The organism is Microvirga subterranea, assembly GCF_003350535.1.
GTDB lineage: Bacteria > Pseudomonadota > Alphaproteobacteria > Rhizobiales > Beijerinckiaceae > Microvirga > Microvirga subterranea.
This window is the reverse complement of record NZ_QQBB01000001.1, coordinates 409831-423059: the sequence shown is the minus strand read 5'-3', so window position 1 is coordinate 423059 and position 13229 is coordinate 409831. Positions and strand designations below refer to the sequence as shown.

The 13229-nt window shown below is 68.7% G+C and carries 10 protein-coding genes; 6 read left to right on the top strand and 4 right to left on the bottom strand.

Annotation, left to right across the window (positions count from 1 at the left end; translation table 11 throughout):
- Positions 1-42: 42 nt before the first annotated feature.
- On the bottom strand, positions 43-666 hold the full coding sequence (locus DES45_RS24960) for a DUF4142 domain-containing protein (protein WP_170151359.1): 624 nt from the start codon (positions 664-666) through the stop codon (positions 43-45).
- A 247-nt stretch (positions 667-913) separates the two neighbouring features.
- Between DES45_RS24960 and DES45_RS01890 the strand changes: the two genes are divergently transcribed.
- Positions 914-1411 carry an MmcB family DNA repair protein gene (locus DES45_RS01890; RefSeq protein ID WP_114768270.1) on the top strand — a complete coding sequence of 166 codons (498 nt, stop codon included), beginning with the start codon at positions 914-916 and terminating at the stop codon, positions 1409-1411.
- 10 nt (positions 1412-1421) lie between these two features.
- On the opposite strand, the gene DES45_RS01885 is transcribed toward DES45_RS01890, so the two are convergent.
- Both DES45_RS01885 and DES45_RS01880 read right to left on the bottom strand, forming a co-directional pair.
- Entirely contained in the window at positions 1422-1979 is a 558-nt protein-coding gene (locus DES45_RS01885; RefSeq protein ID WP_173949854.1) for an ActR/PrrA/RegA family redox response regulator transcription factor, read from the bottom strand.
- Between the two features lie 57 nt (positions 1980-2036).
- A complete protein-coding gene (locus DES45_RS01880; RefSeq protein ID WP_114768802.1) occupies positions 2037-3416 on the bottom strand; it encodes an ActS/PrrB/RegB family redox-sensitive histidine kinase in 1380 nt (459 codons plus the stop codon).
- A gap of 240 nt (positions 3417-3656) precedes the next feature.
- Between DES45_RS01880 and DES45_RS01875 the strand changes: the two genes are divergently transcribed.
- From DES45_RS01875 to DES45_RS01860, 4 genes are all read left to right on the top strand, one after another.
- Positions 3657-4931: a polyhydroxyalkanoate depolymerase gene (locus DES45_RS01875; protein ID WP_114768268.1), complete on the top strand. Its 1275-nt coding sequence runs from the start codon at positions 3657-3659 to the stop codon at positions 4929-4931.
- A 76-nt stretch (positions 4932-5007) separates the two neighbouring features.
- Positions 5008-5751, top strand: coding sequence for a M48 family metallopeptidase (locus DES45_RS01870; protein ID WP_114768267.1), 744 nt, complete (start codon positions 5008-5010; stop codon positions 5749-5751).
- A 150-nt stretch (positions 5752-5901) separates the two neighbouring features.
- A complete protein-coding gene (locus DES45_RS01865; protein ID WP_114768266.1) occupies positions 5902-8343 on the top strand; it encodes a spermidine synthase family protein in 2442 nt (813 codons plus the stop codon).
- An 89-nt stretch (positions 8344-8432) separates the two neighbouring features.
- Positions 8433-9626 (top strand): multidrug effflux MFS transporter, encoded by a 1194-nt coding sequence (locus DES45_RS01860; RefSeq protein ID WP_114768265.1) that lies wholly within the window; start codon positions 8433-8435, stop codon positions 9624-9626.
- On the opposite strand, the gene DES45_RS01855 is transcribed toward DES45_RS01860, so the two are convergent.
- Positions 9623-11773 (bottom strand): transglycosylase domain-containing protein, encoded by a 2151-nt coding sequence (locus tag DES45_RS01855; RefSeq protein WP_245429691.1) that lies wholly within the window; start codon positions 11771-11773, stop codon positions 9623-9625. The two genes, DES45_RS01860 and DES45_RS01855, sit on opposite strands and share 4 nt — an antisense overlap.
- A 138-nt stretch (positions 11774-11911) precedes the next feature.
- Here DES45_RS01855 and DES45_RS01850 point away from each other — a divergent pair, with 138 nt between their 5' ends.
- Positions 11912-13228, top strand: a complete 1317-nt coding sequence (locus tag DES45_RS01850; protein ID WP_114768264.1) for a cation:proton antiporter — start codon at positions 11912-11914, stop codon at positions 13226-13228.
- Position 13229 lies beyond the last annotated feature (1 nt).

Genomic DNA, 13229 nt, shown 5'->3' with positions numbered 1-13229 from the left:
AAAGGCGCGCTCCGGGCCCGGGGCGCGCCTTTCCGCGCGATCTTAGCGCATCTTCTGCTGGATGTTCTCGAGCAGGGCGATGTGCTCGCGGATCTGCGTGCGGGACATCTTGGCCACGTTCATGTGCTCGCGGTTCTGCGGGTTCGACTGCAGGTAGCGCTCCTGCGCCTGAAGCAGGTTCTGGTGGCCCTGGATCTGGCCCTGCAGGTACTGGCGGTCGAACTCTGCGCCGGCCTGGGCGCTCTGCAGCTTCTGCACCATGTCGCGGCTCTGCTGGTCCATCGGCATGGTGCCGGCGGAGGCCGGGGAGCTGCTCGCTTGGCCGGACTGGCTGGACGTCGCGGCGGTGGCGGCCGGCTCCATCATGGACCGGAGCACTTCCGACAGGGTCGTCTGCTCCTGCACCTCGAACTGGGCGAACTGCTTGAGCTCGGGATTCTGGGCCTTCTGCATCGCGATGCGGCTTGTCTCGAGCGCCACCATGCCGAGCTGCATGGTCTGCTGCATGTGCTGCATGTCGGCCTGGCTCATCTGGCCGTTCGCCTGGTTCATGCGCGCACCGGAGGCTGCGCCCGGCTGCTGCGTGGCGGGGACCCCGCCGGTCTGGGCGAGGGCGGGCATGATGGCGAGCGAGGCGATGCCCGCCAGAAGGATGCGGCGATCCATGGGTGTCTCCTTGTCCCTGAAAGTGCGGCTCCGCCGCGATACGCCCGAAGGCGCTCGCCCGGCCGCTAAAGCAGCGCATCGTCGAAGCGGAAAACCGAGGTCATTTTTCCGCACGATGCGCCTGGACCCAACTTCGGCCGCCACCCATTGTTTCAGCTTGAGCATGGATGTTTCTCGAGGCCGCCTCCGGCGCAAGCGCGACAATGCCGCCGTTGCGGCGGGCTCTGCGGCGGGTACTCTCGGGGCCATGTCCGATTCGCCCGCCCTCCTGAAGCCGCAAGCCCCCATCCTGACCGACGGCCGCCAGTCCCCCGTCGCGGCGGGCGTCCAGCGCGGCGTGCGTCGCCTGTTCGCGCAGCTCGGCCACGTGACCATTCCGGAATTCACCCTCGCCAACGGCCGGCGCGCGGACATCATCGCGCTCGCGCCGGGCGGCGCGCTCACCATCGTGGAGATCAAGTCGAGCGTCGCCGACTTCCGGGCCGACAGGAAGTGGCCGGATTACGAGGATTTCTGCGACCGGTTCTATTTCGCCGTGCCCGAGACGGTGCCGTTCGACATCCTGCCCGAGGATCGCGGGCTCATCCTGGCGGACAGCTTCGGAGCGGCGATCATGCGCGAGGCGGCCCATCACCCGCTCGCGGGCGCGCGCCGCAAGGCCGTGACCCTGCGCTTCGCCCACGCGGCCGCATCCCTGCTGCACGCGCTTGCCGATCCGGACGGGGTTCCGGACGGGCGCCTGTAGAAGGGGATCGTCAGCGCGGAGCGCGCTTCGCGAGGATCCGCTGAAGGGTGCGGCGGTGCATGTTGAGCCGGCGCGCCGTCTCGGAGACGTTGCGGCCGCACAGTTCGTAGACCCGCTGGATGTGCTCCCAGCGTACCCGGTCCGCGGACATCGGGTTTTCGGGCGGGGTCGCCCGTTCCCCGGGCTGGGCCATCAGGGCGGCATGGATCTCGTCGGCGTCGGCGGGCTTCGCCAGGTAGTCGAAGGCGCCCATCTTCACGGCGGTCACGGCGGTGGCGATGTTGCCGTAGCCCGTGAGGATGACGCCGCGGGCGTCGGGACGGCGGTTCTTGAGGCGCTCGATCACGTCGAGGCCGTTGCCGTCGCCGAGCCGCATGTCGATCACCGCGAAGGCGGGCGCATCCGCCTCGATCGCCGCAAGGCCGTCGGCGACGCTCTCGGCGACGCGGACCTCATAGCCGCGCGTTTCCATGGCGCGGGCGAGACGGGTCGAGAACGGACGATCGTCGTCCACGATCAAGAGGCTCTTGTCGGCCCGATCTTCGAACGCCAGGGGCGCGTCGGCCATCAGAACATCTCCTTGCATTCGGAAAAACTCCTTTGAAGGCGGGCCTTTACGCCCTTCCTACATATGGGAATTCCTCCCCTGTTCTTTGAGGGTCCCGGCAGGGGCCCCCTGCGGCGAAATTGCCGCACCTCGATCAAACGCGTGACGCGGCCAAACGATCCGCGCGATGGCGCCGGAGGCGGGCGGAGCCGCGTTGGTCAGGGTGAGCTGGGCGCCCGAACGCTCGATCAGCGTCTTGGCGATGAACAGCCCCAGGCCCAGTCCCGAACCGCCGTCCTCCTCGTCCGTCTCCGAGCGCTGCGCGGCGCTCCGGGTGGTCACGTAAGGCTCTCCGACCCTGAGAAGAATATCGGGTGCGTAACCTGGGCCGTCATCCCGGATCTCGATGAAAACCTCGTGAGGCGACCAGCACGCCTCCACCGTCACCCGGCTCGCCGCGAAGTCGGCCGCGTTGTCGAGGATGTTGGACAGGCCGTAGATCACGCCCGGGTTCTTGTGCCCCATGGGCTCGGGCCCGTCGCCCCTGGCGATCACCTCGATGTCGAGGCCCAGCGCCCGCTGCGGCGCCACGATCTCCTCCACCAGATGGCTCAAGGACACGGTTTCCAGGAAGCCGCCCTGCTCCTGCCCCATGGAGGTGAGCTTGGTCAGGATCGTCCGGCAGCGCTCCACCTGCTCGCGCAGGAGCTTGAGGTCGTCCGCCACGGGACCGTCCCGGCCGAGGGTGTGGTTGAGCTCCTTGGCCACGAGCGCGATGGTGGCGAGCGGCGTGCCGAGCTCGTGGGCGGCCGCGGCCGCCAGGCCGTCGAGCTGGGAGAGATGCTGCTCGCGGGCGAGGACCAGCTCGGTGGCGGCCAGCGCCTGCGCCAGCTGACGCGCCTCCTCGGCCACCCGCCAGGCGTAGATCCCCGTGAAGGCCGTGCCGAGAAGGATCGCGGTCCAGATCCCCGACACGTAGAGGAACGGCAGGGTGAAGCTCTGCCCCGGGAACCAGGGCAGGGGGCGGTGCGCCAGGACCAGCAGGCTGGCGGAGCCCACCGCCAGGAGGCCGAGCCCCAGGGTCCGCTCCGGCTTCAGGGCTGTCGCCGAGATCAGGACGGGCGCCAGGAACAGCATGGCGAAGGGGTTCTCGAGCCCGCCGGTCAGGTAGAGCAGGGCTCCGAGCTGCAGGATGTCGAAGGCCAGCAGGACCGTCGCGGCGTTATCGCTGAGCCGGTGGCTCGCGGGGAATTGGATTCGCAGCAGCAGGTTGACCCAGACCGAGGCCGCGATCACCAGGAAGCACAGCCCGAAGGGGAGCGGGAAGCCGAGGCCGAACCGCACCCCGGTCACGGCCGCAGCCTGGCCGACGATCGCCAGCCAGCGCAGCCGCACCAGGGTGTCGAGCCGCAGCTGCCGGGCGTTGCGCGTGACGTTCTTGGGTCTGATCTCAACCATGGACAGACAGGATAGGGTGATCGGAGCATTCGCCAAGCAACCGGACGGGCAGGATTTTCCTAACTCCTGCCCTGAAAGGTCGCCGGACGTTCGTCTAAAGCATGAGAAACCGGCTTTTCAGGCTTAACAGCATTGCAAAACCGTTTTGGAACTTTCATCTTAACCCTCTGGTTGGAGAATAAGCTCAAACTCGCTGGCAGTGAGGGAAAACCGGGCGCCCGACCGTTCGTGGGGATTTGTATGAACTTTTCATATTATTGGTATGAGACGGCCCATTGGTTGCTAGGGCCGGCCCGCGTAGCCTCCAGTGCAACGAAGTCCTTGTTCGAGATTCCCGGCAATCCTTTGGCCGACACTCCCTATGGACGCACCGTCACGGCGACTTGCGAATTGTTCGAGCGGACGACCCGGCGCTATGGCAAGCCGGAATTCGGCCTCGCCACAACCCTGGTCGACGGCGAGGAGGTGGCGGTCACCGAGCGGATCGTCTGGTCGAGCCCCTTCTGCGACGTGATCGCCTTCGACCGCGAATCGGGTCCCGCCGCCACCCAGCCGAAGCTCCTGATCGTGGCCCCGATGTCCGGGCACTACGCCACCCTCCTGCGCGGCACCGTCGAGACCTTCCTGCCGACCCACCAGGTGATGATCACCGACTGGGCCGACGCCCGCACCGTCCCGCTGGCCGAGGGCGCCTTCGACCTGGACGACTACATCGACTACCTCAAGGACATGTTCCGGACCTTCGGGCCGGATCTCCACGTCATGGCCGTGTGCCAGCCGGCCGTGCCGGTGGTCGCCGCCATCGCCCGCATGGAGGCCGAGAACGACCCGCGCACGCCCCGGTCCATGATCCTGATGGGCGGCCCCATCGACACCCGCCGCTCCCCCACCGCGGTCAACCAGCTGGCGGAGGAGCGCGGCATCGAGTGGTTCCGGAACCACTGCATCACCAAGGTACCCCCGGGCAATCCCGGCTTCTGGCGCGACGTCTATCCGGGCTTCCTGCAGCTGTCCGGCTTCATGGCCATGAACATCGACCGGCACCTGACGGCCCATTGGGAGATGTTCAACCACCTGGTCGACGGCGACGGCGATTCGGCCGAGAAGCACCGGGACTTCTACGACGAGTACCTCGCCGTCATGGACCTGACGGCCGAGTTCTACCTCCAGACGGTCGAGAAGGTGTTCGTCCGGCACGAGCTGCCCAAGGGCGAGATGCTGCACCGGGGCGAGCCGGTGGACCTCATGGCGATCCGCCGCTGCGCCATCATGGCGATCGAGGGCGAGCGGGACGACATCTCGGGCGTCGGCCAGACCTTGGCAGCGCTCGATCTGACGCCTAATCTGCCGGCGGACAAGAAGCTCTACCATCTGCAGAAGGGCGTCGGGCACTATGGCGTCTTCAACGGTTCTCGTTTCCGGGCTGAAATCGCTCCTCGAATCGTTGAATTCATTCAGAATCACGCCCAGGCGGCCGATCGAGAACCAGCCCCGCGGAGGGCGTCAAGAGCCTAAGCCCGTTCCGGATAGGTTCACGGCAGCGGCAAACGGCTGCGCTGACAAAAACGACCCGGCGGGGCAGATTGCGGACATGAGATTCGCCCTGTTCCGCCGCGTTCCTGCGGACCCTCCCTATCTCAAGGTTTCCCACGACGGTCAGGCTTTCAAGGTCGCCCTGAAGCGCCGCCCGACCGCCAAGCGGATCACCCTGCGCGTGTCCAACGCGACCGGGGAGGTCGTGCTGACGATCCCTGAGCGGACCGATGTGGGCCTTGCCCAGAAATTCGCCGACAGCCACGGCGGCTGGATCGCCACGCGCCTCGCCAAGGTGCCGGAGCGCGTCCTGTTCCAGCCCGGCTCGCTGGTGCCCCTGCGCGGGGTGCCGCACCGCGTCGTTCATTGGTCGAACATTAGGGGAACAACCCAGGCCGCCCGCGATCCCGAGGGCCAGCCGATCATCGCCGTAACCGGCGACATCGCCCATGTGACCCGCCGGGTGCAGGATTTCCTGGAGGCCGAGGCCAAGCGCGACTTCGCGGCCGCCGTGAAGCGCCACACGGCCGCGCTGGGCGTGACCGCCAAGCGGATCACCGTGCGCGACACCAAGAGCCGGTGGGGCTCCTGCTCGGCCACGGGGGCGCTCAGCTTCTCCTGGCGCCTGATCATGGCCCCGCCCTTCGTGCTCGACTATCTGGCGGCCCACGAGGTGGCGCACCTGCGCGAGCTCAACCACTCGCACCGGTTCTGGAAGCTCACCCACCAGCTCTGCCCGCGCACCGACGAGGCGGAGGCCTGGCTCAAGACCTACGGCAGCGCCCTGCACCGGTTCGGGTGAGGGGCCAAAAGCCTATCGCGTCCGGCCGGCTCTTCAAGCCAAGCTGACACAGCCGCGTTTTCATGAGACAGTTTCCCTTGCGTCGGGTCTCCGGCCGTGGACGCGCACGGCCGGTGCCGCGATCGATCCCCCGCGACAGGGAGGCGACGATTGCCCCAGAATGTGCAACGGCTGCCGTTCTACGCCGGCCTCGGCATGGTCACCGCAGCGACCCTCATGCTGCAGATCGTGGAAACCCGGATCATCTCGGTCACGTCCTGGTACCACCTGGCCTTCTTCGTCATCAGCATCGCGATGTTCGGCCTGACCGCAGGGGCGGTCTGGGTCTATCTGCGGCCCCGGCGGTACCGGCCCGAGGAGTTGTCCTACCACCTCGCCGCCGCGTCGCTCGGCTTCGCCCTGTCCACGGTCCTGGCGCTCCTGGTGCAGCTGACCGTCGTTACGAGCCTGCCGGCCTCCGTCATGTCCCTCGTGGTCTGGGCCGAGTTCGCGGTCGTGCTGTCCCTGCCGTTCTTCTTCTCCGGCATCGTGGTCAGCCTCGCGCTGACGCGCAGCCCGTTCCCGGTCGGGGTGGTCTACGGGGTCGACCTCGTCGGCGCAGCCCTGGGCTGCCTCGGCGCCCTCGTGCTGCTCAACCTGGTGAGCGGGCCTTCGGCGGTGCTCTGGATCGCGGTCCTCATCGCGGCGGGCGGCCTGCTCTTCGCGCAGGCCGGCCTCGGGAGCATTCCGGCTGACCGGACCGTCACCGGCAGGCTGTTCCGACACCGCGGCGTCGTGCTGGCGGGACTCGCGCTCCTGGCCCTCGGCAACAGCCTGACCGAGGGTGTCAGGCCGACCGTGGTGAAGGACCAGATCGAGCATCCGGAGCGGATCGCGTTCGAGCGCTGGAACTCGTTCTCGCGGATCACGGTGGGCCAGCCCGCCGTCGAGCGTCCGGCGCTCTGGGGACCGTCGCCCCATTACGCCGCGGCTCCGATCGAGCAGCGCTGGATGAACATCGACGGGGGCGCCGGCACCGCCGTCTACCGCTTCTCCGGCGACCTGAAGGAGCTCGACTTCCTCCGCTCCGACGTCACCAACGTGGCCTATGCGATCCCGGGGCTGCAGAGCGGGGCCGTGATCGGGGTCGGGGGCGGCCGGGACCTCCTGTCCGCGCGTCTGTTCGGCGTCCCGGAGGTGGTGGGCGTCGAGATCAACCCGATCTTCATCGACCTCCTGACCCGTCGCTTCGCCGACTACACCGCCATCGGCCGTCTGCCCGGCGTGAGCTTCGAGGTCGACGAGGCGCGCAGCTGGTTCGCCCGCACGAACCGGACCTTCGACATCGTCCAGATGAGCCTGATCGACACCTGGGCGGCCACGGGCGCGGGCGCCTTCACCCTGTCGGAGAACGGCCTCTACACGGTCGAGGCCTGGCGGATCTTTCTCGAGCGCCTGACGCCGACGGGGGTCTTCACCGTGAGCCGCTGGTATGCGCCCGGCGAGGTCAACGAGACCGGCCGCATGGTGAGCCTCGCGGTCGCGACCCTGCAGGAGATGGGCGCGGCGGACGCCAAGCGCCACCTCTTCATGGCGGCCTCGGACCATGTGGCCACCCTGGTCACGTCGCGGGCTCCCCTATCCGACGAGGCCCTCGCGGCGCTCCAGGGCGCCGCCGACGCCAACGCGTTCAAGGTCCTCTTGAGACCGCAGCGACCAGCCGCCTCGCCGCTTCTGGAGCGCATCGTCTCGGCCCCCGACCGGGAAGCTCTCGACCAGGCCACCGGCGGCTCCTACCTGGACCTCAGCCCGTCCACCGACGCCCGCCCGTTCTTCTTCAACCAGCTGCGGCTCGACCGCCTGTTCGACCAAGACGTCTTCAGCTTAGCCTCGCGGGGCGGGGTGTATGGCGGCAACCTCAGCGCGACCCTGACACTTGCGATCCTAATCCTCATCTCGGCCGTCCTGGTCGCCGCGACGATCCTCGTGCCGCTGCGCTCCACCGTCGGCACCGGACCGTCCGCGCTCGTCGGGGCCGGGACCCTCTACTTCGCCCTCATCGGCATCGGCTTCATGATGGCCGAGATCGGCCTGCTCCAGCGCATCAGCGTCTTCCTGGGCCACCCGGTCTATGCGCTGAGCGTCGTGCTCTTCAGCCTGATCCTGTCGACCGGGATCGGCAGCCTCGTGTCGGAGCGTGCGCCCCTCGACAGCGGCGGCCGGCTCATCGGCTGGGCGGTCCTCACCAGCCTGTATCTCCTTCTCCTGCCCGCCTGGCTGCCCGAGATCCTGCTGCGCCTGGAAAGCGCCAACCTCCTCCTGCGGGCGGGACTCGCGGTCGTGGTCCTGGCGCCGGCCGGCTTCCTCATGGGCTTCGGCTTCCCGACCGGGATGCGTCTCGTCGGGGCCATCGACGAGACGCCGACGCCGTGGTTCTGGGGCATCAACGGGGCGGCCGGCGTTCTGGCCGCGAGCGTCGCGGTCCTGACGAGCATCGAGTTCGGCATCGACACCACGCTCCGGATCGGGGCCGTCTGCTACCTGCTCCTGCCCCTGCCGGCCCTGGTCCTCCTGCGGACCGTCCTCCAGCCGCAGGCGGCGCCGGCCCAGTAGGCGCGAGGGCGAAATCGTCACCCGGCAGATGACAGGCGAGCCGGATCGGCTTAAGGCCTGCCTGTCTCCTGATCCGGTCGATGCCCTCCATGCTCAAGCCCGAAACGCTGGCCCTTACCGTCGTCCTGGCGCTCCTCACGGCGCTCGGCCCGCTCTCGACGGACATGTACCTGCCGTCGCTGCCCGCCATCGCGCGCGATTTCGGCGCCACGACCGCCCAGGCGCAGCTGACCCTGTCGGCCTTCCTGTTCGGCTTCGCGGCCGGGCAGTTCTTCTACGGGCCGGTCTCCGACCGGGTCGGCCGCAAGCCGGTGCTGCTCTTCGGCCTCGGCCTCTTCACCCTGGCGAGCCTCGTCTGCGCGCTGTCGCCCAACATCGAGACCCTGGTGGCGGCCCGCTTCGTGCAGGCGCTCGGGGCCTCGGGGCCGATCGTTCTCGGGCGGGCCATCGTGCGCGACTTCTACGAGGGGCCGCGCGCCGGCCGGGAGCTGTCCCGCATGGGCACCATCATGGGCGTGGTGCCGGCGGTCGCGCCGGTGCTCGGCGGCCTGATCGCGCAGGTCTCCGGCTGGCGCGTCACCTTCGCGGTCATGATCCTGTGCGGCGCGGCGCTCGCCGCCACCGTCGTCCTGCGGCTGCCCGAGAGCATCCGGACGAAATCCGACGTGCCGATCTCGTTCCTGTCGATCGTGAAGGGGTTCGGGACACTGCTCGGGCATCCGGGCTACCGGGTCTACGTCGCCCTGTCGATGCTGACCTATGGCGGGCTCTTCGCCTTCATCTCGGGCTCGTCCTTCGTGCTCCAGGGCCTCTACGGCCTGAACGAGCTGACTTACGCCTTCTCGTTCGGGTTCGTGGTGGTGGGCTTCATCACCGGCACCACCCTGGCGCAGCGCCTCGTCGGGCCGTGGGGGCTCGACGGCACGATCCGGCTCGGGGTGACGAGTCTGGCGCTCGGCGGCGTCCTGATGCTGGTCCTGGTGGCCGCGGGCGTCGCGTCGTCCCTCGCCATCACGGGACCGATGGCGATCTACGGCATCGGGGTCGGGCTCACCATGCCGCAGGCCATGGCCTCGGCCTTGATGCCGTTCCCGGCCCGGGCCGGGGCGGCCTCGTCGCTGCTGGGCATCTGCCAGATGACCTTCGCGGCGGTGCTCGGCATCCTGCTCGGCCAGGGACTTGGCGCCTCCGCGCTGCCGCTGCCCGCCGCCATCGCCACGACGGGCGTGCTGGCGCTCGCGGTGTTCACGGCGACCGGGCGGGCCCGGTCGGCGAAGAGCTAGAGCCCGAACAGGCGCTCGAGAAAGTTCTTCTCGCCGCCACGCGCCCGCGCCTGCGGGCCCGGCGCCACCCAGCCGCTCTCGCGGGGCTGGGCGGTGGCGTATTGCGGCGCGCCCGTGGCGTCCGCCACCGGCACCTCGGAGGGTGCGGGCGTGCGGAAGTACTGCTGACCCGGAAGCGGCACGGGCTGCTTGTCCTTGAGGGCGATCTTCATGAACTCGTGCCAGACTTCCGTCGGCAGGCCGCCGCCGGTCACGCGCTTGGTGAGCGCGCCGTCGTCGTTGCCGAGCCAGACGCCCGCCACGAGATTGCCCGTGAAGCCGACGAACCAAGCGTCCTTGTAGTCGTCTGTCGTGCCCGTCTTTCCGGCCATCATCCAGTCGCCGATCTGCGCCTTCCGAGCCGTGCCGACCACGAAGGTGTTGTGCATCATGTCGTTCATCATGGCGACCGCGGACGGGTCGATGACGCGGCCGAGTCCTCCGCCGGCCGGGCGCTTGTAGATCAGCTTGCCGTCGGTGGTCTTCACCTGGGCGATGACGTAGGGGATGACCCCGGTGCCGCCATTGGCGAAGGCCGCATAGGCCGCCACCAGTTCGAGCGGCGTCACCTCGGATGTGCCGAGCGCCAGCGAGCCGTTAGCCTGCAGGGGCGAGGAGATTCCGAGTCGCTGCGCTGTCTGCACGACGCTCTTCGGCCCGACCTCCATGTTGAGCTTGATCGCGATGGTGTTGAGCGACAGCGCCAGGGCGTCGCGCATGGCGATGGGGCCGCGGTACTTGCGGTCGTAGTTGTGCGGCGCCCAGCCCTTGTAATTGACCGGCGAGTCCTCGAGGACCATGTCGGGGGTGTAGCCCCGCTCGATGGCCGTGAGATACACGAACGGCTTGAACGAGGAGCCCGGCTGGCGGCGGGCCGCCGTCGCCCGGTTGAACTGGCTCGTCTCGTAGTTCCGGCCGCCCACCAGGGCCCTCAGCGCACCGTCGGGCTGCAGGGCCACGAAGGCGCCCTGGCTCACGTTGAGCTTCTGGCCCTTGGCGGCGAGCTCGTCCACGAGCACCCGCTCGGCCGCGGCCTGGAGGGTCGGGTCGATGGTGGTCGAGACCACGATGTCCGACTCGATGGTGCCGACGAAGTCGTCGAGCACGTCCATCACGTAGTCGGCCGCGTAATTGACCGATCCGGCCCCCTTCGGGCGCATGGGCTGGGCGGGATCGCTCAGCGCCGTCTTGGTCATGCCCGGCGTGATGAAGCCGAGCTCGTTCATGGCGGCGATCACGAGCTCCGCGCGGGCCTGGGCGGCCTGCGGGTTGCGGTTCGGCGCAAGCCGCGACGGCGCCTGGACGAGGCCGGCCAGGACGGCAGCCTCCGAGAGCGACAGGTTGCGGGCGGACTTGCCGTAGTAGCGCTGGGCCGCGGCCTCGACCCCATAGGCGCCGGCGCCGAAATAGACCCGGTTCAGGTAGAGCTCGAGGATCTGGTCCTTGGTGTAGTTGCGCTCAAGCCAGAGCGACAGGATCGCCTCCTGGATCTTGCGCGAGGCGGTGCGCTCCTGTGTGAGGAACAGGTTCTTGGCGAGCTGCTGCGTCAGGGTCGAGCCGCCCTGGGAGACGCCGCCGCGGTGGATGTTGCGGTAGAGGGCACGGGCGATGCCCATCGGGTCGATGCCGAAATGGTCGTAGAAGCGCCGGTCCTCGATGGCCACAAAGGCCTTCGGCAGGTAGGGCGGGAGTTCCTTGATCGACACGGTGCGCCCGCCGGTCTCGCCCCGATTCGCCAGAAGCGAGCCGTCGCTCGCCATGATGGCGATGTTGGGCGGCCGCTTCGGCACGGTGAGCTGGTCGATGGGGGGAAGCTGCGCGGCGTAATAGGCCACGACGCCTCCGACCGCGATCACGGCCCAGAGGCAGAGGACGACGCCGGCATAGAAGAGCTTGCCCAGGATGGAACGGCCGCCGCGCCGGCGCTTGGGGCTCTTCGGGCGCGGAGCGCCGCGGCCGGAATTGCCCGAGCCTCCGCGTGATGCGCGCTGCCTTGCCATGGTGCCCCCTGCCCGGTCCTCAGGCGAGAGGCGGAAGTCGTCCAGCTCCCCCGCGCTGGCGGCGGGCGCGTCGAAGACCGGCTCGCGTCGGTCACGTCCGTTCGCCAAGATTCTAACCCCATGTTGAGACGGCCGGCATATTCCGGCCTTAACATGTTCTGAGGCACTGTAAATGTGGCGGGTTTAAGGGGCGGTTAACCCATCAGGCGGCGGAACCCGGGGAATCCCCGGGACGTTCAGGGTCTCATGGATTCCTATATCGTCGTGCTTGCAGGTTTCGGCGCCGTCGTGCTCCTCACGGCGTGGCTGCCCATGCTCCTGAAGGAGCTTCCGCTCTCGCTGCCGATCGTCTGCGTCGGCCTCGGCGTGGTCCTGTTCTCGATCCCCCAGATCCCGGGGGTGGCGCCGCACCCGCAGGAGCACCTGGCGATCACCGAGCGGCTCACGGAGTTCGTGGTTCTGATCGCCCTCATGGGGGCGGGGCTCAAGCTCGACCGGCCGCTGGCCTGGGCGAGCTGCGCCCTGACCTGGCGCCTCCTGGGCGTCGCCATGCCGCTCACCATCGCGGCCTTGGCGGTGCTGGCCCACCTGCTTCTCGGCCTCGGGGCGGCGACCGCGATCCTTCTTGGAGCGGCCCTCGCGCCGACCGATCCGGTGCTCGCGAGCGACGTGCAGGTCGGGCCGCCCGGAGAGGGGCTGGAGGACGAGGTGCGCTTCACCCTGACGTCGGAGGCCGGCCTCAACGACGGACTCGCCTTTCCGTTCGTCAATCTCGCCATCGCGCTTGCGCTCGCCACCCAGACAGGCGAGCCCTGGCTCCTTCACTGGTTCACGGTCGACGTGATCTGGAAGCTCGCAGCCGGGCTCGCGGTCGGCTGGGTCGTGGGTCGTTTCCTCGGATGGCTGACCTTCCGGCTGCCCAACCGGGCCAGGCTCTCCCGCACGGGCGACGGCTTCGTGGCCCTGGGGATCACCTGCCTCGCCTACGGGCTCACCGAGATGGCTCACGGCTACGGCTTCCTGGCCGTGTTCGTGGCGGCCTTGGGGCTGCGCTCGGTCGAGCGGAACCACGAGTATCACGAGAAGCTGCACGATTTCGTCGAGCAGCTCGAACGGCTCTTCATGATGGTGCTGCTCGTGATCTTCGGCGGCGCAATCGCCGACGGCGGTCTGTTTCGGGCGCTGAGCCTCGAGGCCGTCGTGTTCGCGCTTGCGACGATCTTCCTGGTGCGGCCCTTGAGCGGCTGGCTGAGCCTCATGGGTCGTGACCAGCGTCGGGACGAGAAGGCGGTGATCAGCTTCTTCGGCATCCGGGGCCTCGGCTCGGCCTATTACCTCGCCTATGCCCTAGGGCATGCGAAGTTCGAGGCGCCCGACCTGCTCTGGAGCACCACCGGGCTGATCGTGCTGATCTCGATCCTGCTGCACGGCACCACGGTCACCCCCGTGATGCGGTATCTCGACCGGCAGCGGCAGAACCGGGGCGAGGCGGTGGATGCCTGGTGCCCGGTCGAGCCGGGCCCGTCCGGGACCCCTGCGGCGCCGCGGCCCGAGAGCGTCTAGG

Excerpts from the sequence above, each read along its gene's own strand:
- DES45_RS01850 (WP_114768264.1), top strand. The coding sequence starts at position 11,912 with ATGGATTCCTATATCGTCGTGCTTGCAGGTTTCGGCGCCGTCGTGCTC.
- DES45_RS01860 (WP_114768265.1), top strand. The coding sequence starts at position 8,433 with ATGCTCAAGCCCGAAACGCTGGCCCTTACCGTCGTCCTGGCGCTCCTC.
- DES45_RS01870 (WP_114768267.1), top strand. The coding sequence starts at position 5,008 with ATGAGATTCGCCCTGTTCCGCCGCGTTCCTGCGGACCCTCCCTATCTC.
- DES45_RS01885 (WP_173949854.1), bottom strand. The coding sequence starts at position 1,979 with ATGGCCGACGCGCCCCTGGCGTTCGAAGATCGGGCCGACAAGAGCCTC.
- DES45_RS01890 (WP_114768270.1), top strand. The coding sequence starts at position 914 with ATGTCCGATTCGCCCGCCCTCCTGAAGCCGCAAGCCCCCATCCTGACC.
- DES45_RS01880 (WP_114768802.1), bottom strand. The coding sequence starts at position 3,416 with ATGGTTGAGATCAGACCCAAGAACGTCACGCGCAACGCCCGGCAGCTG.
- DES45_RS01875 (WP_114768268.1), top strand. The coding sequence starts at position 3,657 with ATGAACTTTTCATATTATTGGTATGAGACGGCCCATTGGTTGCTAGGG.
- DES45_RS24960 (WP_170151359.1), bottom strand. The coding sequence starts at position 666 with ATGGATCGCCGCATCCTTCTGGCGGGCATCGCCTCGCTCGCCATCATG.